Here is a 23553-nt window from a genome sequence, read left to right as displayed (position 1 = left end):
CTCATTGGCCGAATTGCGAACCAAATACTTGACGCCACAGCTTACGGCTCGCTGTCTCATCAGAACTGTTCAACGCGCTGCGTGCCGTGGTGGCAGCGGATTTGACCTGCACCATGAAATCGTTGAACTCCTCGGCTGGCCAGCGTTTTGCTACGTTGACTGAGGAATATCCTGGATCGGAAATACAGGGGACGAGGTTGGTATTGCGATAAGGGCCGTAGTTCCGCTCGATGCCTTCGAGCACGTTTACGATTGCAGCTGCGTGGGAAGAGGGGCTTCCAATGGTGCCATGGATAAGCGCTTCGAGAATATATGACTTAGGATTACACGGATCGGCGCCCAACCTGTCGCGCCAGAATTTCATTAACTTCACGACCTGAACGAAATATCCGTTGGTCATCTTGTTCTTCCTTACAGCTGCGTCAATCTGTCCCTTTGGATGGGTCTGAACCCACTCACGGGCATGCCTATCAGGTATCCATAGTGGCCCGTCATCGGCCGAAACTGGAGTGGCAGGAACGATGTCGAGCCAAACACCCTTCGCTGCGCTGGCCCCCACTGATCTTCCCTGACGTTTGGTTTCCTTGTAGTAGCGGGCAAGTATGCCTTGAATCCACGCGAGACAAACCTCTGGTTCTGTAATTCTGTGGTCAATGTCCAAGGTGCAAATGACATCAACATCGTTGATGTCATTAATGGCTGTACTTCGTGCGTATGAGCCTGAGAGGAAGGTATCTTTGTGTGCCTCCTTTGACTCATCGTCGGTTCGCAACTCGTCGCGAACATTTTCGTGCGCGGCCTTTGCGGCCGCCACATCAGCGTCACCGGGCTGAAGTGAATAGAGAAACGCCTTGAAATCGGCTGCCAGTTCCACGATGCATTACTCCTTTGTAGGTAAGGACGGTATCGTCCTCGGCGAAGCCAGATCGAGACCGTATGAGGCTGCCAGTGTCGGAATGAATTTGCCGCATACAGGGCAATCCGGATCGCGGGCAAGGTCGATCCCATACCAGCGATTGATCGTCATCTCGTCACTGCTATCGCTCAGCGGCGGCCAGTCTGCATATTGTGTGCCCGGTTCCGGCCTGTTGAGCCACAGGTACCAGGGCGCGGCGAAATCCGCTTTCAAAATGCTAAGCGAGGTTGGCTTGTCTGCAAGCAGTTCCAGGAGTGCAAGCTTTGTGAGCATATTGGCTATAGGAAGAACGTCCACAGACAACCCGGGCTCAATAGCCACTGGGCGGTCGGAATAAGCAACCTCCTCGGCAGCTGATGCCGACGAGATCTCAACGTCGGTAGATTCTTCGGGCATAGCTGCCACAAAACACTCATGGCATGGCGATTTCTTCGGGCGCACTCGAAGAACCTGACCACCATATGCCCGCCGAAACGCCCCCCCGTAGACCGCAACGACGTTATCCTCGATGCAAAGGCGATTAACTAGGAGTTTGCTCGGCCGACTATCCGTGCCGCAGATCACCACGTTGGCCTGGGAGATGAGCGGTCTGATCGCCTCCAGGTTCTCAAAGGTTACGGCAACGGGGTGGACGGACACTTTAACGTCTGGATTCTTCTCGTGAATCAGATCGCGTACAACGTTCACTTTGAGGCGGCCAACTTGGGAGATGCCGCCAGGGTGGCGAACGACATTTCCTACGGATAGCCTGTCCGGGTCGATTAGGATGAAACGACCTACTCCGCACTTGGCTAGTTCAATGGCTGCGTGAGCGCCACCAGTGCCCAAGCCGACACAAAGTACAGACTTGTCGCTCACCATGGTAGTTTCGAGAATGCCAACCCGTCGATTAGCGAGTGTCGGCTGCACATCAACGAAGACGACGGCCACAGACTGTTCAGCGCCGTTGACCTGTTGCCGCGCTGTAGCTCGGTGAATTGACCCATCGGGAGCAATGAAGATCGAAGGGTCAGGGGTGGAAGCCCCCGCCGGCGTGAGCACGATGCGAAGCTGAGCCTTTTCCTGCGCAGCCGTCCCTTCCCCCAGTGAGACTACGCCTTCAGCAACCGACGGAGCTGACAGCGGGCCTAGGTCGCACTGAGTAAATGCATCGCCACTATCCCAAGAGCTGAAAAGGACAGAGACCCTGCCCTGCCGGGTAAATTGTGGCCATTGCTCCCGGAACCATCGACTCGACAATGTGACAACGGCAAACATGTCCGCATCGTCGGCCGTTATATTCAATGCCCGAGGAGTCTGTGTGCCTTCGGTGACGGCGACAATCGTGCGCTTTGCCTTGTCATAGACCAGCTTGGAACGACCGGGTCTCCGCTCGGCAATCGCTTTCATAGCCTCTCGAATCATCTGCTGCTGTTGTGGGTCGTTTGCACTCATGTTCTTCCTTTCATCGTTACGACGAACTCAGCCAGTGGGCGGCCTGTTGCAAGATGTTGCTCGTACGCCTCGATCCACAGCAGGCCTTTTAGAAACACTTTTTGAAGCAGGATGCCAGAATGCCATCGGTCGTCCCGCCAATGGCAAATCTGAACTTGCCCAGACGATGACGGCGTAAGCGTGTGCATGCTGTGCGAAACTCCCAGTGAAGAAATGCGACTTCCATCCGCCGAATAGAGCGGAAACGGGTTGGTCAGATAAATAGGTGGACGCTGTTGTGGAAAGCCACTGGGAATCGGAATGGCGAGGGTGTAGTGGCATCCAGAGTTTGAAGAGGTCACACCAGAAGCCTCGTAGGTATCGGTGGATCGATACCAATACACCGTAAACTGGGTGAACCCTTCCCGCTGAAGAACTTCATTCTCCAACACGAGTCGGCGCCGCTGGTCATCCGTCCACATTGCTATGCAGTACCTTTTTCCTTTGACTGGGCTGAGCGAAAGATCTCGAGAATGCCCTGTATGTCCGGCGCCACGACGCCCTCAGGCGCATCGAAGGGCTCAGTGGACCCGTCATTGCGATTCAATCGATGTACTTCGAGTACCTTCATGGGCCACGCGGCCCCGAGGGCAAACGCGAGGTAGTATGGCCGGTGGAGCTTCGCCACCAGCACACAGCCAAAGCCGGTCGAATGTTGCTCCACCGGGCTCCCACTTGCGCCCTTCAACGCATCAGCGAGTTGGGAAATTGTTTTCTCCCGTGTTGTCGTGTCAACATCAGATGTCGGCTCAACAACAGGCAGAGCTGCGTCAGATCCGACCCGGATGCGATACAACGAAATCTTCTCCCACGCAAAGAGCTCTTGCTCGGGAAGTACGCGTCTCGCCAAAAGCGCCTCTCGTATCGGACTCAGACCGGGTAGCACCTTTACCCGTAGCGGAATGGGTCTACTGTTTTCGCTTGAAAGGTCGTAGAGCCACGGATGAATTCTGATCGTTGGCTCGTTTCGGGTATCCTCCAATGTGACGATGATCTCCGCCATCCCAGCGAACTCGTTGCGGCCCGCAATGCTGAGAATACGTTTTCGGTCGCCGCCGCTTGGAGCGGACAGCCCTAATCTGTGGTGAGAGTGCCAGTCACCGAAATACCGCAAGGCCCAATCGGACGCGAGAGTCTCACTGATCTGCCGGAGGTAATCAACATCCAGACGAAAGTGTGCGTTATTGCGCTGTGCGTTTGGTCCAGCCTTCGTCGCAAGAAGGATGGTCGGAACATCATGCCAACGCCCGAACAGATCGCCTCCCGTCTCGATGGACCACGCCGAGGCTTCCGCTGCGATCGCCCGCAACTCCGATTCCCATGTGACCAGAAACCCGCGCGGAATTTTGGGCGGTGACCGACGGTTGAAAAATTTGGTAAGGCGTTGGATCAGCATATCCGACTGGGGCGATGCGCGCAGTGATCGGAGAAGATTAGTAAGTTTTGGGCGTTCTTCAATCCAGTCTCGCAGATCCGGTGATAAACGGTAGTCTGCGGCGGCGAGTTCTTCTGGTGGAATTTCCAGGACCGAGGATATGCGCTTCTTCAATTCACCACTAGGAAGCCGGCGGCTGGCCTCGATGTCGGCGACGTACGCAGGCGTTACCCCAATTTCTGCTCCAAGTCGGCGGAGAGACCAGCCACGGGATAAACGCTTGCTCTTGATTAGCTCGGCGAGTTCTTCCACCTAGTGATTTTGACAGCGTATGCATACATTGTCAAGATTTTATTGAGGCACTCGTTAGGAGGCGTCGACAGCGCTTTGCTTCGAATATAGAGGGTCATCTATGAAAAGGGGTATCGACTTATCCACAGCCCCCTCTTGCAAGCAGTCGCCAATATTTTAAACTGGGAACATCTCCACAAGGAGAGGCAGGGATCGCCCGACAGAACCTTTTGGCGGGTGCTCGTAGGGAGAAATCCCGAAAAGCCCCTGCCAAAGGTTTTTTTATCCTCATCATCCACCCCCACCCTGGACATATACGTCCACAAAACCGGGGGCCAGGTCTATTTATTTTTCAATTGGCAGCTAATCTGTTGAAAGGCCTGCGCCAGGGTCGGATCGCGCTCCATGCGTTGTCGCGCCCGACGGACCGCTCCGGAGACGGAAACACGGTCTTGAACTTTGATCTCCTGGCCGTGGTAGCAGGTTGGGCCTGGAAATCCGCTTCTCAACTTTGAACTCCTGGCCGCCGTGGCGGGTTGAACTTTGAACTGTCTTTCCCTATTCCCTATCACCTAATACCTATTACCTACCCCCTCCGCGCCCCCCGCGCCTCGGCGGTGATCCATAGATTGCCGACTGTCAGCGGCTGACCTTAACGCCCCTGGTTCTTGCCCCTCAACCCGGAACCTTCAAAAAAATTTCAATTGCTTGAGCCTTTTTTCACTTAGTTCCCGCTTTAATAGATGATGGGACAAATAAGGCAGAAGAGCGGTCCGATCTTGGACATCGAACAAAGGATTCAGTAAGCCCACAATGCAACCAGCACGATGAGCAACGTAAAATGAATTCCGACCTTTTTCGGCGCATTTCCGCGGTCCGATTCCCTCATCGCTTGGGGTCGGACCAAGTCAACTCACTGAAATTCTTGTCGATCATCGGAAAAGAGGGTAAAATTTAGACCTTAAAACCTGTTTTTTGCCCCCGAAATAATCCCCCATTTGGCAACTTGGATCAGCAAGGAAGCCTGCGATGGCGTGATCACATCGGCATGATCTGCCGGGACAAATCTGGCATTTGATCCACCGCTGGCACTTGTGGCGGTTTCTGCTCCAGTTTATCCGCGGCAGGAAAGCCTAGTGCTACACCGCGGAGACGCGGGAATCGAAAAGACGGGGCCAGATCCTCATGGGGAAGGAACCCCTTCAGGGTTCCTTCTTCTCTTAGGGCGATCTACACCCAGGGTAGGCCGCAAGGCGGCCAACCCTGAGCTATTGAAGACTTCCCCTTCGGGGAAGGGAATGAATCAAACGCCTCTGCAGGACTAGAGCCGAACACCCCAGAATATGAATGGGTCCGTGTCTTTACTCTCTCCAAAGGGGATTAAGCTGGAAGGAAGATCTCGGCTCACTGTTTGTCTTTCTTTAGCACACTGGCATCCGTTGGATAAGTCATTCCTCCGACATTGAGGTACATCACGCGATGCCAATGAAAACGGGAGTCAAGGGCGGCAGGAGGAATCTCTGGATGGGCCCATCTTGAAAACGGCAGAGTGAGTTGACGAACGAGAACCGATTCCCGAGCGGCGGATTAGAAGGCTTTACGCACAAATGATTCAAGTTCAGGCTGCAGATGCTCGACAGCGTTTTGCAATGCCGCGTTCCCCGTGTAACCCGCGCCCGGCATCGCAAAGGATCTGTTTCCGCAGACCGACTCCGAAACCAAGTCAAGACATTTGAGCGCAAGCTCAAGATTAGCTGTCATCAGACCGCCGAGCTCCTGGTTCGAGCTGTAAGAGACCTTTCCGAAGCCGATCAGCGCATAGTCCACATGGCCTGCGAGTTGCAATTGGTCCGAGACTGTCCAATCCCCAGAAAATAGGCGCTTGGCCTTGCCATCTTGAGCGAACGCCGGTTTAAAGAAAGACTGAACCGCCTCAACACCTTGTTTGGTGAGTATGGCCGAAATCTCTGATTCCACGTTGGGTATTGACTCCCGACCTTCTAGCTCAAGCAGGATCGCTGCTCGCTTTATACTTCCACGTTTGGACATGGCCGTGTTTATGTACCGTTCCGGATGTGCCTTCACTGGCGGAGCTTCCACCGAGATCTCACTAGCAGGCGTCGCAGAGAGCCCCGTGGTCCTTGCAGTCGGAAGATTGGAGCCGCCAGAGTCAGGTTGTCGAGGTAGGTTTGCAGAGTCACTGCGAACACTCGTCGTCGGCTCTTGCGGAAAGATAGCTTCACGTATATCCTTCCGCAAGGTGAACAAGAGGGTGAGGCTGCTTAACAAGGCTACGACGACTCCAAATCGGTAGTACCACTTTTTGGAAAGAGAATCATTTTCACTCATTAGTACTACGTCCTTGAAGGAAGGCTTGTTCGCCTAAGCGTTTCTCCGGCACCATCAGCCGGAACGGGACTGCGTTTTTTCGCACCCAACCTGCCCAAGCTGCACAAGCAGGTTGGAGATTGTCGTAGCTAATTGCTACTTAACTGGATATTACGAAGCGTAACCTTGAAGTCGTTTCTGGCGTATGTATCGCCGTAGGCCATGCAAGATAAAACGATACTTACGGACGTGGCCGTTGAAGAGAAGTTCTCCACAGAAAGCTTGAAGGTGACCGGTAGATCGTTTTCAAGCTTCTGCCGTTGGCCCCTCGCGCCAAAGACAAGAGAATACCGGATGGGATAGGCCAAGGCATACTGGACATGATTATTGTCAATCACTTGGGAATATTCGGCGCCGCAGCAGCTAAGGTCAAGCACGCGCCTCTCCTGCATTTGATTGTTTATGGAGCCCAAGCATGTGAGGGAGTCACCCACACGATGGCAGTTCTGAACTGCAAAAACAAAGCCGTGCGACTGCACGGTTACGCCAATCGAGGCGGGCTTTCCACCTACATTGCTTGCTCTGTTCGTGGAGTCCGCCGTTGAGATCGTTGGGGATGTCAGAGACTCTCCCAATAGAGCACCAATGGCAGGGGTCTTCGGGATATCCGCTGTGGTGGCCGCAACCATGCTAGCCGTTGCGGGATCAATTGCTTTAATTGATAGGTGAACTGTGTCGCCAAAGGGAGTGATTGTGCCTGTAACGAGTGCATCCGCACCAACGATCTCTCCCAATTTGCGAGCCGTCTGAGGATCAATTACTCCCGTAGCCGAGAGCCGATGTTCTTGGAGAATCGCCTTCAGATGGGTGCGGTCGATTACCTGGAAGCCTTTGGCATCCCCGAGCAAGTTGACAGAGAGTTCCTCAGCCAGATAGCGGCCTAGCTTAGTGACATTTCCTTCGAGGTCAGTAAAATCAACGACGGCAATCCTCTTGCGACCGGACGAGGAGATTTGGGACGCAAGGGCAGTGGAGACAGGTTTCAGGTCTTGAGCAGGAGCTGGATGGGCAGCAATTGTCGCAAGGGTCAGAGTCAAGATGAACCGAGTTAGCCTCATGTACCCCTGCACTGCTTCACGGACCTTTTTCCTGCCCATGTCGGCCTCCCGAAAAAAACGGCGCACTGGACTTAATGAGAAATGTTCCCAGCTCAAGACACCCGCCTCTCACTGCGGCACGCCGCGCTATAGCCGCTTGACCAGCCTGCCGTTGGAGAACCGCCGTAGCGGAAAACCCAGAGTGAGGCTGCGCGTAGTTCAAAGCACCACAACGGTTCATGCATTGCTCATTAGTATAGGAGTGAAACCGTTGCCTTCTTCACAGAATCCCCCACTAAGTGGGAGCAGTGAAAAACCTCTATTGCTTGATTTTCAATGTACACCAAGTCCGTTATCAATTCCAGATGGAATTTACTGCGATGGCAGGATCAGGTCTAAATTTACAATTTTCTGTTGAAATAATGGGTAACAGCATGGTTACAAATCTCAAACTTGTGTCAAGATGCAACACGACCCCTCGTAGCTTGCCGAGCATTCTGTAAGGTTCCCCCAGTCGCATGGAAGGAAACTAGAGACAGCCACGAATTTAATGCGCTTGGGGTCAAAGCCAGAAAAATAGGTGGCGGTCCCTGGTTCTGTTCACTACTCATTCACAGATCCCCGGTGCGGATGAGAACAGATCCGTCCGCTTCTGTGTCGCTAGCGAGATATTTCCGCCGCGCGTCCTGCTCAATGACCTGACGGTTCGCTCTGAATACTGCAAGCTTGTCCTTGTCGTCCCCCCCGAAATGATCGTCCAGGGCTTCTCGGCTGAAAGTTGGTGGGGTCGCATCTAATCCATCTTTCGTGGTGAAGGATTGCGCTTTCTTGTACATAAAAACTATGGCGTGAGGAGGGGACGCGCAGGTAGGTGATAATGATAACGTAAAAGGTACCCACTTGGAGGGCAGATGATCATGTAAAAAGGACCCACCTCCCTCAACCCTCTGCTATGACTATGACTTGCCGACGTCCCGGCACTCTAGCAGAGGTCTGGGGGGTGGGTCACTTTTGCGTTATCACGGGCCTTCCATGTGTTACACTTTTGCGTTATAAAAATCAGCTCGCGGAAGCGAATTCGTAATTGTCCAGTTGTCCGTCATTCAGAGGCTTGGCCCTGCCTTAACTTACACACTGTGTCGCCGGTCGCTGACATTCCGGAATGTCGCCGATCGTTTACTTTCTAAAATTGTCTCCGATCGATGACTTTGATACAATGTCGTCGAACGCCGACATCTGACATGAGGAGAAGCTATGCGCATTCGAACGCCAGCCGATCTCGGGGCCCTTATCCGCAGCCACCGCACCAGCCTTGGCCTCGACCAGAGGTCCCTGGCGCAGAAGGTCGGCGTCAGCCGGCAGTGGATCGTGGAAGTGGAGAAGGGCAAGCCGCGCGCTGCCATCGGTCTGCTGCTGCGCACCGTAGACGCCATCGGAATCCAACTGGATGCCGATAAACCCGATCCGGGAAGACCGAAGGACATGGATACGTACGTGGATATTGATACTATTGTCGCCACTGCGCGCAGGAAAAGAAAATGAACGCGGAGCTCATCGCCATTCTTGACGGCCGCGAAACAGGCCGGGTCGCGCGCGACGGCAGGGGAAAACTGTCTTTCAGATACAGCGAGGCGTGGCGGACTGCCGCCGACGCCTACCCGCTGTCGATCTCGATGCCTCTCGCCCTCGCCGAGCACGGAAACGCCAGGATCGATCCCTACCTGTGGGGACTCCTTCCCGACAACGAAATGGTGCTCGACCACTGGGCGCGCAAGTTCCACGTCTCGGCAAGAAACGTCTTCGCGTTGATTGCTTGCGTTGGCGAGGATTGCGCCGGAGCCGTCCAGTTCGTACGGCCCGAAAGGCTCGAAGCCATTCTCGGAGAGGCACCGCCACCGATCGAATGGCTCGATGAGGCCGCGATGGCGCAGCGTCTGCACACCTTGCGCGAGGACCACTCCGCGTGGCGCATTCCGCGCGATACCGGCCAGTTCAGTCTTGCCGGCGCACAACCGAAAACCGCGCTTCTCTTTGAAAACGGCAGATGGGGCGTCCCTTCGGGGCGCGTGCCTACCACCCATATTCTCAAGCCCCCGTCCGGGGACTTCGACGGCCATGTCGAGAACGAACATTTCTGTCTGGAGCTGGGACGCGCCCTCGGCCTTCCCGTCGCGGATTCCAGAATCATGCATTTTCAGGATGAGGTCGCCATCGTCCTGGAGCGTTACGACCGCGCCCGCACCCCCGCCTGTATCCGGCGCGTCCATCAAGAAGACATATGCCAGGCGCTCGGCATTCCCCCTACCCGCAAATGTCAGAACGAAGGTGGGCCTGGAATCCGCGATATCGTCGAATTGCTGAGAACCTATTCGACAAACGCGCCAGAGGATACGAGCACCTTCCTCGACGCCGTCGCTTACAACTGGCTCATCGCGGGCACGGACGCTCACGGCAAGAATTACGCCCTGCTCATCGGCAGACAAGCCCGGGTACGTCTTGCGCCCCTCTATGACGTGGCGAGCGTCCTCCCGTATCCGAACATCGACATCGAGCGCGTCAAGCTTTCCATGAAACTCGGCGGCGAGTACCGCTTGCGTAATATCCAGCTATATCACTGGCGCAGGCTGGCCGAAGAGCTGCACCTCGATCCCGATGCCATGATCCAGCGCGTGGATGATTTCGCAAAGCAGCTCGCAGACCATGTGTCCGATATCAGACGCCGCATGACTGAGGAAGGGCTCGCTCATCCGATCATCGCCCGGCTGGCAGAAGAACTTGCGGCACGCGCCGCCTGGTGCCGGGAAGCCCTGCAGCGTCCATAACCGAAAACCAAGTCGTTTCACCATTCTAGGCCGGTGGTTACAACCCCAATTCGCTTGGGGTCGGACCAAGTCAACGCATTGAAATTCTTGTCGATCATCGGAAAAAAGGGCGAAATTTAGGCCTTAGGATTGCAGGGGTCACAAACATTGTGGATCGCACCCCCCATTCCATGCCTAATCAATCATACCAAGCTCTTTTGGCAAATCCAATCAGCGCCGGGGACGCCCCATTCGATTCTCATTGGGAAGTGATTAGAATTACGAGAAGAAGGTCGCTAATCAATTGAGTACCCAACCATGAAATTTGAAATCTATTGCGATGAAAGCCGGCAAGACCTCCTCTCCACCAAGAGTGAGCAGAAAGATAAGAATCTATTGATTGGCGGTTTATGGCTTCCGGCTGAGAAACGCGCCGAAATCAAGGAAAGGATTAATCGGCTCAAGAAAGAGTTCGATGTTCGTGGCGAGGTTAAGTGGCAGAAGACCTCTAATTCTCGCGTTGATTTCTACAAAAAGCTTATCGACTTATTCATCGGCTTTGGACTCGACCTCCGATTCCGCTGCATTGCCGTGGAAGCTGAGAAAGTCAATCTTCTTCGCTACCACGGAAATGATCAAGAGCTGGGGTTTTACAAGTTTTACTATCAACTGATTCATCATTGGATTTACGATTTCAATGAATATGCCATTTTTTGTGATCTCAAGAGCAACCGGCAACGCGATCGGCTGGCAGTCCTCCGAGATTGCCTGCAGAATGCCAATCTCTCTTCATCTATTCAAGGCGTACAAGCCCTTCCATCAAATGAGCTGGTCTTGATTCAGTTGGTAGATGTTTTGTTGGGCGCAACCGCTTCCCGACTCAACAACAGCATACGGCCCGGAGGAGCAAAGGATCAGGTGCTCTGCCATTTGGAAGGGCGTCTAAGCCTTCCACGGCTCCAACCGACGACAAAAAATGAACAGAAGTTCAATATCTTCGTGATTCGCTTGGAAGGGGGCTGGTAGGATGGAGCCTCCTCTCGTGATCTATCCCACTGAGGAGGACTATCGGCGGCATTATGAGAGATTCTATTGCACGGCGCCCGTGGTCACTTTCGACGGAATTAGCGTCCGGTTCAGCAAAGGGCGATTTGTTCACTGTTTTTACGAAAGTTCAAAAAGGAACAGCATCAAGGATCGTTTCTCCCGGGTGCGCGCGGAGAGGATCGATTGGATCAAAGCAACTCTCCAGGATCCAAAGGCAGAGCTCTATCAGGGTTGGGACAAGGGCAAGAGCAGGTATGATCCGACTTGGAGGGTGAGTGTCGTGTACGACAGCTATGTGGTCGTCCTTCAAATCAGGAAAGAGAAGGATGGAATCTCACGGGCAGAGTTCAAAACGGCGTATGTCGCGGATAATAGCATCGACAAAATCAGAAAAGGTCCGGAATGGACCCCTAAAAAGTAATGGCCGCTGATTTGCCACGCTGGCTCAGCGGCCGAAACCTCTGTAGGTCCCCTGCCATAGGCAAAGAACAAAGTTATTATTGGACTTGATAAGCCACATGTCAAGTACGAAATAAAGAGGAGTAGGTTTATTCAATCCTAGTTCGCAATGCTGAAGCGGTGGGGGCCAATAGATCTGGGGTAATCAGCCGTATCTCCACGAATTAGATTTGGAAATGAGGGAACAAGTGCGCTTGGGGTCGGACCAAGTCAACACATTGAAATTCTTGTCGATCATTGGAAAAGAGGGTGGTATTTAAGCCTTAGAAACTGTTTTTTGCCCCCAAAATAATCCCCCATTTGGCAACTTGGATCCGCAGGAAAGCCTAGGGCTACACCGCGGAGACGCCGAGCCGCAGGAACCAACAAGGATACCCCCCTGCTCACTTAGAGATCTCCGATGCGGATGAGAACAGATCCGTCCGCTTCCGTGTCGCCCGCGAGATATTTCCGCCGCGCATCCTGCTCGATGACCTGACGGTTCGTTCTGAATACTTCCAGCTTGTCCTTGTCGTCGCCCCCGAAGTCATCGTCCAAGGCTTCCCTGCTGATGGCGCACTGCACGCGCGTTGCTTCGTCCTGCCCCCAGAAAAGGACAATATCCCGGCCAACAACATACCTTTCTTTCGGCGCAGGAAATTTCAGATCGTGTCTCTCAAGGGACCAGCGCACGCGCTCCACCACGAACGCGCAGAACGGTCTTATATCCATGTCGATGCTGGCGCGATCCAGGCCCTTGAGATAAGTGTCGCGATCCCTGACGCGGATGACGGTCCAGGGATAGCCGCCGGAAGCCAGCATCACGTTCATCAGGAAGCGGGCCATCCGTCCGTTGCCATCCGGATATGGATGGATATAGCCGAAAATTCGCTTGGGGTCGGACCAAGTCAACTCATTGAAATTCTTGTCGATCATCCGAAAAGAGGGTGGTATTTGAGTCTTAGGACCTGTTTTTTTGCCCCCGAAATAATCCCCCATTTGGCAACCTGGATCAGCAAGAAAACCTGCGATGGCGAGAGCACATCGGCATTATCTGCCGGGACAAATCTGGCATTTGACCCACCGCTGTCATGAGCGCCGGCTTCTGCTCCAGTTCATCCACGACCGCCAAGCCTGGATCGGATGGCTTTTCGAACTCTGGTTGAAGGGGAGCGGCCCCAGCGGCCAGCTGAAGGGGAGGACTGAATGAAAGAACTTGTGGCCGTGGAGGTGATTGAAGAAAAGATTCTGCTCATTCGAGGGCAGAAGGTCATGCTGGACCGTGACTTGGCCGAACTTTATGGCGCAGAAGTCAGACAGCTCAAGAGACAGGTCCGAAGAAACATGGAACGTTTTCCAGGGGATTTCATGTTTCAGTTATCGGTGGAGGAAAACGATTCTTTAAGGCGCCATTTTGGCACCCTAAAAAGGGGGGAGCATTCAAAGTATCTTCCGTACGTTTTCACCGAACAAGGCATCGCGATGCTCTCCAGTGTCCTGCGCGGCAAGAGGGCGGTGCTTGTCAACATTCAAATCATGCGGGTGTTCGTGAAACTCCGAAAGCTTCTCTTGAGGCATAAAGAGCTGGCCCTTCAATTGGCACAGCTTGAAAGACGGATCGAAGAACACGACGAAGAAATCAGCGTTATCTTCGATGCGATCCGAAAACTGACGAAGCCGCCAGAGGGGACAAGACGGAGGATCGGATTCAGCGCAAAAGAACGGAGAGCTGTTTACCGAACCTCCGGCAAACGCTGATGTGAAAAGCGGCATTCTGAGTTGCGAATAGTGAATTGGGAAGTTTTGATCCGGGTTCCGAAGAACGATTGAGATCAAATCGCCGGGTGGGGCACACATGCGCTGTTGGCCCGCCGCGGCGGGCGGCGCTCTGTGAGAGAACTCTCGTCTTGAGGCTAGATAGCAAATCGCCTCTTCACCTCACACCCCGATAGATCGGGGTATGCGCCACCCCGCCATGTCCTAGTCCCAATCTCACCCCAATTCGCTGTCATTGATTATCGTGACGAGCGAGGCGAATTCGATTAGAATCTGGAACGCTTTTTCACTCAGAGGTCGCAACGAAGGCATCCGACGAGCGGCGTTGGTCAATCCTCGAACGGCAGGAAATCTTCCCAAGATGGCGACTCTTCCTCGTTTGATGATGATCAAATACAGCGTCACTCTTCGGCCTATGAATGTTGAGTTGCACAAGCCTGCCGAGGCGGGCCGTGATCCCGCCACGGCGGAGGATCGAGTGGAAATTTGATTGCACTGGGAATGATTCCGGGATGATGAACGAATTCGCGGAAGAGCCCCCGCCGGCAAAGAGCGCCAGCGAGGCTACCAAGGCAAGAAGTTCTGGTAGCCGTGATCCCGTTTTTGGGGATCGCGGGGGACTTTGATTGCACTGGAAATGATTCCGTGATGATGGACGAATTCGCGGAAGAGCCCCCGCCGGCAAAGAGCGCCGGCGAGGCTACCAAGACAAGAAGTTCTGGTAGCCGTGATCCCGTTTTTGGGGATCGCGGGTTTTTCCATGCCGGTCGCAAAAGCCCGTGATCCGCGGAAAAGCGAGCGGATCACGGCTACCAAAGCGTACCACTTCGTGAGATGCTGTCATCAGTCACTACTACCTCTCATCCTAAGTGAATCACTAAAGGAGACGTATCTAACATGATCTCGAGAAGCCGTTGGGTTGTGATCTTGTTGTTCGGATTGAGTTGTATTTCGTTTGCCCAGACCAAGGGCCGCACGGCACCGACACAATCGCCTTCAATGGGCCAGGCTCGAAAAGTGGGGACAGTCCCTGAGGAGCGGGACAGTCCCCACTCAGCGGGCCAGGTTGATGAAAAGATGTTTGGGGCCATGCGCTGGCGACAGGTGGGGCCATTTCGCGGGGGCCGCGTGCTGGCGGTGACCGGCGTCGAGGGCGAACCGAATGTGTTTTATTTCGGCGCGGCTTCGGGCGGGATCTGGAAGTCGACCGATGCGGGGGCGAATTGGCGGCCGATATCGGATAAGCAGCCGATTGTGACTGTTGGCACGAACGGGGCAGTTGCCGCGTCTACCGGCAAGAAAAATGGGGACAGCCCCTGGGGAGCGGGACAGTCCCCAAGCGCCGAGTCGACTGGAACGAAACGTGGAGACAAAAGTGGGGACAGCCCCTGGGGAGCGGGACAGTCCCCACTTTTATTGGCGTCGATCGGGGCTATTGCCGTTGCGGCGTCGGACCACAACATCATTTATGCCGGGTCGGGAGAGGCCTGCATCCGCGGCAATATCTCTTACGGCAACGGCGTCTACAAGTCGATGGATGCCGGAAAGACGTGGCGCAACATCGGCCTCAAAGACAGCCGGCACATCGGTGCCGTGATCGTCGATCCCCGCAACCCCAACATCGTTTTTGTGGCCGCCCTGGGCCATGCCTATGGACCCAATGAAGAGCGCGGCGTGTTTCGCACCACCGACGGCGGCGCCACGTGGCAGAAGGTCCTCTATAAAGACACCAAAACCGGGGCGATTGACATTGTTTTTGACCCCCACAACTCCCATACCCTGTTCGCCGCGCTGTGGGAGGTTTACCGGACGCCCTGGAGCTTGAACAGCGGCGGTCCGGGCAGCGGCCTGTACAAGTCGACCGATGGTGGCAGCACCTGGACGCGGGCGGAAGGGCACGGCCTCCCTGCCGGTATCATGGGCCGCATCGCCGTTTCGGTCTCCGGAGCCGATTCCAACCGCGTCTACGCCATGATCGAGTCGAAGGAGGGCGGGCTGTACCGCTCCGACGATGGCGGCGAGAATTGGATCCGCATCAACGAGGACGGCCGCCTGCGCCAGCGCGCCTGGTATTTCAGCCACGTCTATGCCGACCCGAAGTCGGCCGACACGGTCTATGTCCTCAACACGGGAATGTTCCGCTCCACCGACGCCGGCCGGACCTTTAACCTGCTGCCCGCGCCGCATGGCGACCACCACGGCCTGTGGATCGATCCCGACCACCCCGAGCGCATGATCAACGGCGATGACGGCGGCGCCACAGTTTCCACCGACGGAGGCGCCACCTGGTCCACGCAGTACAACCAGCCCACCGCCCAGTTCTATCATGTGATCACCGACAATCGCTGGCCGTATTACATCTACGGGGCGCAACAGGACAACTCGACCATCGCCATCAGCAGCTACGATGACGACGGCGTGATTGGCCGCCAGGACTGGTATCCGGTGGGAGGCGGCGAGCAGGGTTACATTGCTCCCTATCCGCCGGATCCCAACATCGTTTTTGCGGGGGCCGAAAGCCTGATCACGCGGTTTGACAAGCGCACCGAACAGGTGGTGGATATCTCGGTGTGGCCGCTCGATGTGTCGGGCAATGGCGCGGAAAAACTGTTGCACCGCTTTCAGTGGACCTCGCCGCTGCTGGTCTCGCCCCACGATCCCAACACGCTCTACTCCGCCGCGGAGAGGCTGTTCCGATCGCGCGACGCCGGGCAAAGCTGGACGGCCATCAGCCCCGATCTCACGCGCAACGATAAATCGAAGCAGAAGCCCTCGGGCGGCCCGATCACCCTCGACATCACCAGCGTTGAATATTACGACACGATCTTTGCGGTGGCCGAATCGCCGCTGAAGAAAGACACGATCTGGGCGGGGACCGACGACGGTCTGGTCCAGCTCACCACCGACGGCGGCGAGCATTGGTCGAACGTCACTCCGCGGGAGTTGCCGGAATGGAGCATGATCAGCATCGTTGAAGCCTCGCACTATGATCCGGGCACGGCTTACATCGCCGTCGACCGGCATAAGCTGGATGACTTCCGGCCGTTCATTTATCGCACGGCCGATTACGGAAAGAACTGGACCTTGATGGCCGGCGGCATCCCGGAAGGCGCGTATGTCCGCACGGTGCGTGAAGATCCCAAACGCAAAGGGCTGCTCTTCGCCGGAACGGAAACGGGCGTCTTCTTCTCGCTCGATGACGGCGGGCACTGGCAGCCGCTCCAGCTCAATCTGCCCGTGGTCCCCATCCACGATCTGAATATCCATGAGGATGATCTGGTCGCGGCCACGCACGGCCGCTCCTTCTGGGTGCTGGACGACATCACTCCGCTGCGGCAGATTGACGCCGGCGCTTCTGCTCCGGAAATGATGCTGTACAAGCCGCAGAGGGCGGTGCGCGTGCATTTGCCGGACAATGTCGACCGCCGCGGCCCGGTGGGCGAAAACCCTCCCCCCGGCGTCATCATCGATTATTGCTTCAAGACGGCGCCCACGGACGAGGTGAAGCTGGAGATTTTTGACAGCGCCGGCAAGTTGGTGCGTACCCTCTCGAGCAAGGAGAAGAAGGAATTCGAGCAGCCCCCGGAATGGCCCGACCAGGTGAGAGAAGTCACCACGATTCCGGCCGCAGAGGGCATGAACCGCTACGCCTGGAATCTGCGATGGGAGCCGCCGGTGAAAATTCCGGGTGCGTTTTACTCCGGTGTGGGTCCGCAAGGCCCGCTGGTTTTACCGGGCCAATACACGGTCAAGCTGACGGTGGGAGGCCAGAGCCGGACGCAGCCGCTTGAGATTGTCATGGACCCTCGCGTCAAGGGGGTGAGCGCCGAGGATCTTCAAAAGCAATTTGAGCTGGCCATGCAGGTGCGGGACGCGAACACGGAGCTGCATCGTGCGGTCAACCAGATTCGAGCGTTGCGGGCGGATCTGAAGACAATAAACCAGCGCTTTGCAGACAACGCGGGCTTGAAGTCGCTGCTGGAGGAGGCCAGCGCGCTCGACAAAAAGATGACCCCGGTGGAAGAGGAGCTGATCCAGGTCAACATGAAGGGGTCCGAGGCAAACCTCGCGTTCCCCAACAAGCTCAATGAGCAGTTCGACAGCTATAGCGCGAGCGTCATGGCAGGCGATGGCGTTCCGACGAAGCAGCAGTATGAGGTGTTTAAAATGCTGCGGGGACAGTTGGACGAGCAGTTGGAGGCGTGGAAGCGGATTTTGTCGAAGGAAGTCCCCGCATTTAATGAGGGCATTAAGAGCAAGAATGTTCCGGCATTGTATCTGCCACCGGCCTGAACATAGATTCACCGCAGAGAAAGAGGGACAGACACCTGCTTTGCTGCCATTCCTGCGGAGTTGCTTAAGAAAAGGTGTCTGTCCCTAACTCCAGGCGCTGTATCTGCCACCGGCGACGTAAGTCAAAAACATTCACCGCGGAGACGCCGAGGGCGCAGGAAGCAACCTTTGGAGTGCGGGAGCTTGCTCCCGCTTTCTTAGCGCGGAGCCCGCTTCGCGCGCATTCCCTCGATGCAGCAAGCTGTGCCGAACAAAAGCGCAAGCAAACTTGCGCACTCCAAAGGAGACGCAGAGGAAGCGGAAATCGACCTTTGAAGATTGCCTCCTGACACCTATGATTAATATGGATAAAGGCGGACCTGACCCCGGCAATACTATCGCGGGAGTCGAATCCTCGGGACTCTTGTATTGACCTGGTTTACTGTAATGGGCATTGACACAAGGACCCTTTTGTCTTTGCTGACCTGTACTTTGTACTGACCAAAGGGCACGTCGGGGATCCTGAATCTCCCTCTAACATCTGTGAAGGCATACTTACCAGCCAGTGAGACCGTGTAATTAATTGCTGGTTTCCCATCCCTTCGATAGACGTCTCCTATTACTTGAGAACTCTGGGCATAGACACTTAGGGTTGTCATTGCCAAAAGCAGAATTAAGATCCAGCCGAGTCTCTTGACCATTGTTTCCTCCTTACTTTGAAGGCACTTTAATATCCAGGGAGGAGATATTCTCGTCGGGGAAAATCTCATAGGGATAGTTCCGACCCTCTCTTATGACGTAAAGAGCATATTTCCCCTTTTTTAGATCGAAGCAAGGAGACGAGATTCTGAACCTCTTGTTGATCGGCAGGTCAGCTTCCGCAATACCGAGCACGATCTTGGTTTGTTCTGAGTAAGGATCCACGGTACCGGAGATATCTCGAGTCGAAGTGAACTGATTACAAGCGTCGATTTTGACTCCCAGGTCTTGAATCGTGCTTTGCTGCTTCTTAATCTCTTCCTGGAAATTGGAAATCTTAGTATATGAGTTGTTACTCACGAAGAAAACAATCAGGAAGCCTGCCAGGGCGCCACCCGCCTGGTACTGTTTCGTTTTCACGAGTGCAGTCGACTTGAGAAAGAAAAACAGGACAAAGGCGGCGAGAAGACTGACAAAAAACAAGACGCAGACAATCACCAGAGGATTTGTGAACGAGTTCATAATCACCTCCAACTCCTGGCTTTCAGATAACGAAACAAAACATGCATGAGAGACGCTTGCAGGATAGGGTCGCATCTCCATTATCCATTTTTCAGGTCGGCAGGGGTACCAAATATTAGTATGGCACAAATGGGGTCAGGCTGCGACATTCACCAAAGGGAAGGAAAACACGAATCGCCACTATAACGCAGAGGAGATCAGGCTGCGACATGAGACAATTCTGAACTCGTTTGGGCGAAGACCATCCATTGTCCGTGTCTGACCTATCCCACGGACACTTGCCTGTCTGGGACTGCTGCTGAGAACGGTTTATCCGGCCTGACCTCGGTATTGATGATCGGAGGAATGAGCACGTAGCGCCTGTTGCTCGAGGTGCTCATTCCGTCCCATACACCTTTATTGGCCGGTGTGTGCATGCGGGTGGTCCGTTGGCCCCGAGTTTGTGCGCAATTCCACGTAGCGCTCCACCTGTTCAGGGCTGAGGACTTGCTTCTCCGCCACATGGGCCAGAAGGTGCACACCCCTCAACTGTCCCTGCAAGACTGCAATCTCAGCCACCAGGGTTCGAACACGGTCCGATGAAACCTCCTGCGCTTCGAAGAGATGGTCCAGGGCGACTTCCTGTCTGAGGATCTGCTCTCCCAGTGTGACCGCCTTCTGGTGCATTTCGTCATAAATGGCCTGGCTTTGCGCGATTTGATCGTTGGAAAGTTGCAAGGTTGAAGCCAGATCAAGCACATGCCTGGGACCGGGATAATGGTTGAGTTCGGCCGCCTTGGCCATCCCCATGCCTTCCCCTCCGAGCAGGCTTTGCACCTGTTCCGGGGCGAGAGTCTTGACTTGAGCCGTCGCAGCGGGCTTGGTGATGGGATCCCGCGTGTGGTGTTCCTGGATCTGGAAAGTCATGAAGTCATGGATGGCGGCAACGGCCTCCGGATTGCGGCTGCTGATTTGCACCCTGCCCCCTGCTGCGGATTGAGCATACTCATACTTGATCTCCGAGCGGAGCAGCTCGAGGGCGGGCACGCCCGGGACCGTCCGATCATGGACGAAGGCGGGGATGCTGAAATCTCCGGCGGCGAAGGCCTTCGCGATTCCTTGCAGATGTGTGCGTATCTGATCACGACCCTTCATATCCTGGGGGTCATTCACCTCGACCTGGATTATTCCACCGTCGTCGGTGATCAGAAAATGGTGATTGGTCGCGGTCTGGCTGAAGCCCATCCCCTTTTCGCCGCGCTGCATGATCCCGGCAGAAGGGTTTTCGTCCTGGGCCTGTTTATCGGGTTGCATTTGCTGCATGTGTTGAGCATGCAGGGGGCAGTCTTCGGGCCTCTGCGCCGAAAGAAAGCTCACCATCAGAAAAACTGCGACAGCTACGATATACTTCATGACAATCCTCCTCGTTTTTGAATTTTTCCTTCCTCGTGGCCGGGAAGGAGAAGTGAGCGAGTGGCGGGAAGCCTTTGCCCTGGTGTTCATCGTCGTTCACTTCGCGGCTGAGTCTACGGGTTGGAACCGGTTCCAGGGTCAAGTAAATGTTTGTCTCCGCCGGTGGCGAGAACCGTGAGTGAAGTCTCTCACATAAGATTCTTTGGAGTGCGGTCCGTCGTGACGGACCGCTTTCAGAGCGGGAGGCCTATTTCTCCGGTGAACCCAAAAGCACAGCAAGCTGTGCCGAAATAAAGCGGCCCGCTGCTGCGGACCGCACTCCAAAAGACGTTTGTCTGTTCAGTTGTGGAGTGCTTTGTATATACTTAAGTCTGATTCAGCGACAGTCAGCCAGGGAGTTGAGAAAGGTGGTTTCGGGATCCCAGGATTTGCTGTGCGGATTTGACGAAAGGAAGTGGCCCCATGATATTCAGCGAGGCAAATTCCGGAAAGAAATGGGTTCTCCGGAACTGCCCCTTTTGCGGCGCGAAACAAGAGGACGAAGAGATATTAATTTCTCAGGATGACGCCGGAATGTATACCGTGTATTGCCTCACCTGTCAGGCGGCCGGACCGGAGCGGATCAACGAAGAAGAGGCGGTGAAGGCGTGGAACAAGAGAAAGCGATAGGATGGGCGGGCGTGGGATTATGTCGTTCGAGAATGTAGGGCAAAGCATATCGTGCGTTTGGTCAAAATTGGAAAATGAAAAGATTCTTTCGCCCCTCCGGGGCTCCACTCATTTTCGGACCGTTCCCCCGCCCTCGCCCCGCAAAAAGAAGAAACGCGGGGCTCAGACGGGGCTACAATCTGTCGGCGCTCCGCGCCTCTGATCGGTAACGCCAGCGCCAACGGCGATCCTATAATTGACAAAGGAGGCTTTCGAGTGTCCCGATGGAAACTGGCCGTTGTGCTTTGTTGTGTCTCGTTCTGTTTGTTTGCCGCCGCAGATCCCTTCTCGGGCCAGTGGAAACTGAATCCGTCGAAATCCAAGCTTCCGCCGCCCCTGCCTCAAAGCCAGGTCTCTTTTATTGAAGCGGATGCCACGCACATCCGGGTTCGCGAAGAAATCATCAATGACAAGGGTGAGCACATGACCATCACCGTGGATGCCCGGTTTGACGGCAAGGAATATCCCATCGTTGGAACGCCCGCGGCCGACACGGTGGTCTACCAGCGCGTCAACAGCCGCACCTTGAAGGGCGTCGCCCGCAAAGACGGCAAAGTGGTTTTGAACGAGACCGTGGTGGTATCACCGGACGGAAAGACCCTGACCGGGACCTATCACGGGACCGACGCCACCGGCAGACAGGTCTGGGCGGTGGCCGTGTTTGAGAAGCAATGAGCGACGGATGGGCGTAGGGGGCGGATCGCGTGCGCCCGAGAAGTTCGGGCCGGTCGCTGATTTTTGAGTTCAGGGAGAGATTCTTTCGCCCCTCCGGGGCTCCACTCATTTTCGGATCCTTACCCCGCCCTCGCCCCGCAAAAAGAAAAAGCGCGGGGCTCAGACGGGGCTACACTCTGACGGCCCTCCGGGCCTAATTTGATGACAAACTTTCGATCTCCGGGCATGAGAGGCTACCCCCGAGGCGGATCTTCGACTGACGGGGCTATGCGCCACGGCCTGGCGGCCCTCCGGGCCTAATTTGATTACACTCTTTCGGTCTCCGGGCATGAGAGGCCAACCCCGAGGCGGATCTTCGACTGACGGGGCTATGCGCCACGGCCTGGCGGCCCTCCGGGCCTAATTTGATTACACTCTTTCAGTCTCCGGGCATGAGAGGCCAACCCCGAGGCGGATCTTCGACTGACGGGGCTATGCGCCACGGCGCAGCGGCCCTCCGGGCCTAATTTGATTACACTCTTTCAGTCTCCGGGCCTAAGATCGAAAACGCCAGCCCTAACGGCGCTGACAGACGCACGTGAACACGCACCAAGCCCAAACTTCTTATCGAATCACTGAGCATTCCTGATCTTGATTTCAGGACGCAACCAGTCACATAGCGCATGCCTGCGGCACGGATCGAACCTCGCGCGGTGTGGCCCCAGGATTTCATGAAATGCAGACAGTCCTCATTGTCCTCATTATCGTGGTTGCTTTTTACTTCAGGTATCTGCTGGGGTTCGGGTTCTCCATGCTATTTGTACCCCTGGGCTCCATGATTCTTGACTTTCGAACCGTCGTCAACCTCGCGGTCATCCTTGAAGTCGGTACCGGGGTCCTGATGACCTTCCAGTACCGAAAGGAACTGAGAATTCTGGACTCCATGCTGTTAAAGGCTTATGCCATCTTTGGGGCCTATTGCGGGCTCGTGATTATGCATTACGTTCCAACACCGGTCATCATACTGACATCGATGGTGTGTGTGATCGCCGCGACCCTGATGTTCCTTGGGCAGGGTAAGGAAATTCGTCACACCAGAATCAATCTGGGAATCACCGGCGTCCTGAGCGGGCTGTTAAACAGCTGGTCAAGCATGAGCGGACCTCCCGTGGTCATCTACTACTATTCCTCCGCGAAATCGGGAGGGGAGATCAAAGCCGCGCTCACGGGATATTTTCTAGTCCTTTACCTGGTGACGCTCGGCATGTTCGTCTTTTCGGGCGAGTACAAGGGGTTCAAATATTTTGATGCCATTGCCGTGGGATTTTTTGCCATGCTCGTGATGTATGTGATTTTGGGAAAGCTCATGAAGGTGACGCCGAAGGAGAGGCTGAGGCAATTTGCTCTACTTTTTATGATTGTCGTTGCCTCGACCGTGATTGTGGAGACTTTGGTGAGGATGGGGGCAGGGAGATAAGCAGGGTCAATTCAGGTCCGGAGGACCGAAAGAGTGTAGCCCCGTCAGTCGAAGATCCGCCGTGGCGGGAGCCCCGCGCTTTTTCTTTTTGCGGGGCGAGGGCGGGGTCAGGAGAGAAAGAAAACTCAAGTCAGGTCCGGAGGACCGACAGAGTGTAGATAGGATGAGAAGGCCAATCTCCGCGGAGTACCGGTACAATGGTCTCCAAGGAAAAAAATCAACCCGGGCTTAAAAGCCCAGAGAGAGGAGATTGGCCATGACGGATTATAACAAAGCGGGACGGGTGA

General features: G+C 55.1%; 20 protein-coding genes. 10 read left to right on the top strand and 10 right to left on the bottom strand.

The window, feature by feature from the left end; genetic code table 11:
* Window position 1: 1 nt before the first annotated feature.
* From LAO21_21185 to LAO21_21155, 7 genes are all read right to left on the bottom strand, one after another.
* Complete coding sequence (locus LAO21_21185; protein ID MBZ5555234.1) at window positions 2–874, bottom strand: hypothetical protein; 873 nt, start codon at window positions 872–874, stop codon at window positions 2–4.
* A 6-nt stretch (window positions 875–880) separates the two neighbouring features.
* A complete protein-coding gene (locus LAO21_21180; GenBank protein MBZ5555233.1) occupies window positions 881–2350 on the bottom strand; it encodes a ThiF family adenylyltransferase in 1470 nt (489 codons plus the stop codon).
* On the bottom strand, window positions 2347–2811 hold the full coding sequence (locus LAO21_21175; protein ID MBZ5555232.1) for a hypothetical protein: 465 nt from the start codon (window positions 2809–2811) through the stop codon (window positions 2347–2349). The genes LAO21_21180 and LAO21_21175 overlap by 4 nt, the downstream gene beginning before the upstream one ends.
* A 2-nt stretch (window positions 2812–2813) precedes the next feature.
* A complete protein-coding gene (locus LAO21_21170; protein ID MBZ5555231.1) occupies window positions 2814–4076 on the bottom strand; it encodes a helix-turn-helix domain-containing protein in 1263 nt (420 codons plus the stop codon).
* Window positions 4077–5642: 1566 nt separating this feature from the next.
* Window positions 5643–6404, bottom strand: coding sequence for a hypothetical protein (locus LAO21_21165; protein ID MBZ5555230.1), 762 nt, complete (start codon window positions 6402–6404; stop codon window positions 5643–5645).
* Between the two features lie 128 nt (window positions 6405–6532).
* Window positions 6533–7540, bottom strand: a complete 1008-nt coding sequence (locus tag LAO21_21160; GenBank protein MBZ5555229.1) for a CsgG/HfaB family protein — start codon at window positions 7538–7540, stop codon at window positions 6533–6535.
* A gap of 551 nt (window positions 7541–8091) precedes the next feature.
* A complete protein-coding gene (locus tag LAO21_21155) occupies window positions 8092–8316 on the bottom strand; it encodes a DUF1488 domain-containing protein (GenBank protein ID MBZ5555228.1) in 225 nt (74 codons plus the stop codon).
* Window positions 8317–8734: 418 nt separating this feature from the next.
* Here LAO21_21155 and LAO21_21150 point away from each other — a divergent pair, with 418 nt between their 5' ends.
* From LAO21_21150 to LAO21_21135, 4 genes are all read left to right on the top strand, one after another.
* Window positions 8735–9022: a helix-turn-helix domain-containing protein gene (locus tag LAO21_21150; GenBank protein ID MBZ5555227.1), complete on the top strand. Its 288-nt coding sequence runs from the start codon at window positions 8735–8737 to the stop codon at window positions 9020–9022.
* Window positions 9019–10302 (top strand): type II toxin-antitoxin system HipA family toxin, encoded by a 1284-nt coding sequence (locus tag LAO21_21145; protein ID MBZ5555226.1) that lies wholly within the window; start codon window positions 9019–9021, stop codon window positions 10300–10302. Before LAO21_21150 ends, LAO21_21145 begins: the two co-directional genes overlap by 4 nt.
* A gap of 297 nt (window positions 10303–10599) precedes the next feature.
* The gene (locus LAO21_21140) at window positions 10600–11307 is read left to right on the top strand and encodes a DUF3800 domain-containing protein (GenBank protein MBZ5555225.1); all 708 of its coding nucleotides are present in this window, start codon (window positions 10600–10602) and stop codon (window positions 11305–11307) included.
* 1 nt (window position 11308) lies between these two features.
* The gene (locus tag LAO21_21135; protein ID MBZ5555224.1) at window positions 11309–11749 is read left to right on the top strand and encodes a hypothetical protein; all 441 of its coding nucleotides are present in this window, start codon (window positions 11309–11311) and stop codon (window positions 11747–11749) included.
* A gap of 425 nt (window positions 11750–12174) precedes the next feature.
* Here the strand turns inward: LAO21_21135 and LAO21_21130 are convergent, their stop codons facing one another.
* Window positions 12175–12765: a DUF1488 family protein gene (locus LAO21_21130; protein ID MBZ5555223.1), complete on the bottom strand. Its 591-nt coding sequence runs from the start codon at window positions 12763–12765 to the stop codon at window positions 12175–12177.
* Window positions 12766–12796: 31 nt separating this feature from the next.
* Here LAO21_21130 and LAO21_21125 point away from each other — a divergent pair, with 31 nt between their 5' ends.
* The 3 genes from LAO21_21125 to LAO21_21115 all read left to right on the top strand — a co-directional run bounded on the left by LAO21_21125 (window position 12797) and on the right by LAO21_21115 (window position 17835).
* Window positions 12797–12976 carry a hypothetical protein gene (locus tag LAO21_21125; GenBank protein ID MBZ5555222.1) on the top strand — a complete coding sequence of 60 codons (180 nt, stop codon included), beginning with the start codon at window positions 12797–12799 and terminating at the stop codon, window positions 12974–12976.
* Entirely contained in the window at window positions 12973–13524 is a 552-nt protein-coding gene (locus LAO21_21120) for an ORF6N domain-containing protein (protein MBZ5555221.1), read from the top strand. Before LAO21_21125 ends, LAO21_21120 begins: the two co-directional genes overlap by 4 nt.
* A gap of 1095 nt (window positions 13525–14619) precedes the next feature.
* Window positions 14620–17835 (top strand): glycosyl hydrolase, encoded by a 3216-nt coding sequence (locus LAO21_21115; GenBank protein ID MBZ5555220.1) that lies wholly within the window; start codon window positions 14620–14622, stop codon window positions 17833–17835.
* Between the two features lie 690 nt (window positions 17836–18525).
* On the opposite strand, the gene LAO21_21110 is transcribed toward LAO21_21115, so the two are convergent.
* Together LAO21_21110 and LAO21_21105 are read right to left on the bottom strand one after the other, a co-directional pair.
* The gene (locus LAO21_21110) at window positions 18526–19035 is read right to left on the bottom strand and encodes a hypothetical protein (GenBank protein ID MBZ5555219.1); all 510 of its coding nucleotides are present in this window, start codon (window positions 19033–19035) and stop codon (window positions 18526–18528) included.
* 396 nt (window positions 19036–19431) lie between these two features.
* Window positions 19432–20427 (bottom strand): hypothetical protein, encoded by a 996-nt coding sequence (locus LAO21_21105; protein MBZ5555218.1) that lies wholly within the window; start codon window positions 20425–20427, stop codon window positions 19432–19434.
* Between the two features lie 462 nt (window positions 20428–20889).
* Here LAO21_21105 and LAO21_21100 point away from each other — a divergent pair, with 462 nt between their 5' ends.
* From LAO21_21100 to LAO21_21090, 3 genes are all read left to right on the top strand, one after another.
* Window positions 20890–21096 (top strand): Lar family restriction alleviation protein, encoded by a 207-nt coding sequence (locus LAO21_21100; GenBank protein MBZ5555217.1) that lies wholly within the window; start codon window positions 20890–20892, stop codon window positions 21094–21096.
* Between the two features lie 255 nt (window positions 21097–21351).
* Window positions 21352–21810 (top strand): hypothetical protein, encoded by a 459-nt coding sequence (locus tag LAO21_21095; GenBank protein MBZ5555216.1) that lies wholly within the window; start codon window positions 21352–21354, stop codon window positions 21808–21810.
* Between the two features lie 715 nt (window positions 21811–22525).
* Window positions 22526–23266, top strand: a complete 741-nt coding sequence (locus LAO21_21090) for a sulfite exporter TauE/SafE family protein (protein MBZ5555215.1) — start codon at window positions 22526–22528, stop codon at window positions 23264–23266.
* Window positions 23267–23553: the final 287 nt, after the last annotated feature.

It is taken from the genome of Terriglobia bacterium (assembly GCA_020073085.1).
In the GTDB taxonomy this organism is placed as follows: Bacteria; Acidobacteriota; Terriglobia; order JAIQFV01; family JAIQFV01; genus JAIQFV01.
This window is presented reverse-complemented; position numbering and strand designations above follow the sequence as displayed.

Bases quoted from the DNA above. Each gene is read 5' to 3' on its own strand.
- LAO21_21115 (MBZ5555220.1), top strand. From the start codon at position 14,620: ATGTTTGGGGCCATGCGCTGGCGACAGGTGGGGCCATTTCGCGGGGGC.
- LAO21_21160 (MBZ5555229.1), bottom strand. From the start codon at position 7,540: ATGGGCAGGAAAAAGGTCCGTGAAGCAGTGCAGGGGTACATGAGGCTA.
- LAO21_21180 (MBZ5555233.1), bottom strand. From the start codon at position 2,350: ATGAGTGCAAACGACCCACAACAGCAGCAGATGATTCGAGAGGCTATG.
- LAO21_21135 (MBZ5555224.1), top strand. From the start codon at position 11,309: ATGGAGCCTCCTCTCGTGATCTATCCCACTGAGGAGGACTATCGGCGG.
- LAO21_21105 (MBZ5555218.1), bottom strand. From the start codon at position 20,427: ATGAAGTATATCGTAGCTGTCGCAGTTTTTCTGATGGTGAGCTTTCTT.
- LAO21_21100 (MBZ5555217.1), top strand. From the start codon at position 20,890: ATGATATTCAGCGAGGCAAATTCCGGAAAGAAATGGGTTCTCCGGAAC.
- LAO21_21120 (MBZ5555221.1), top strand. From the start codon at position 12,973: ATGAAAGAACTTGTGGCCGTGGAGGTGATTGAAGAAAAGATTCTGCTC.
- LAO21_21175 (MBZ5555232.1), bottom strand. From the start codon at position 2,811: ATGTGGACGGATGACCAGCGGCGCCGACTCGTGTTGGAGAATGAAGTT.
- LAO21_21090 (MBZ5555215.1), top strand. From the start codon at position 22,526: ATGCAGACAGTCCTCATTGTCCTCATTATCGTGGTTGCTTTTTACTTC.
- LAO21_21150 (MBZ5555227.1), top strand. From the start codon at position 8,735: ATGCGCATTCGAACGCCAGCCGATCTCGGGGCCCTTATCCGCAGCCAC.
- LAO21_21130 (MBZ5555223.1), bottom strand. From the start codon at position 12,765: ATGGGGGATTATTTCGGGGGCAAAAAAACAGGTCCTAAGACTCAAATA.
- LAO21_21140 (MBZ5555225.1), top strand. From the start codon at position 10,600: ATGAAATTTGAAATCTATTGCGATGAAAGCCGGCAAGACCTCCTCTCC.
- LAO21_21155 (MBZ5555228.1), bottom strand. From the start codon at position 8,316: ATGTACAAGAAAGCGCAATCCTTCACCACGAAAGATGGATTAGATGCG.
- LAO21_21165 (MBZ5555230.1), bottom strand. From the start codon at position 6,404: ATGAGTGAAAATGATTCTCTTTCCAAAAAGTGGTACTACCGATTTGGA.
- LAO21_21110 (MBZ5555219.1), bottom strand. From the start codon at position 19,035: ATGAACTCGTTCACAAATCCTCTGGTGATTGTCTGCGTCTTGTTTTTT.
- LAO21_21125 (MBZ5555222.1), top strand. From the start codon at position 12,797: ATGGCGAGAGCACATCGGCATTATCTGCCGGGACAAATCTGGCATTTG.
- LAO21_21145 (MBZ5555226.1), top strand. From the start codon at position 9,019: ATGAACGCGGAGCTCATCGCCATTCTTGACGGCCGCGAAACAGGCCGG.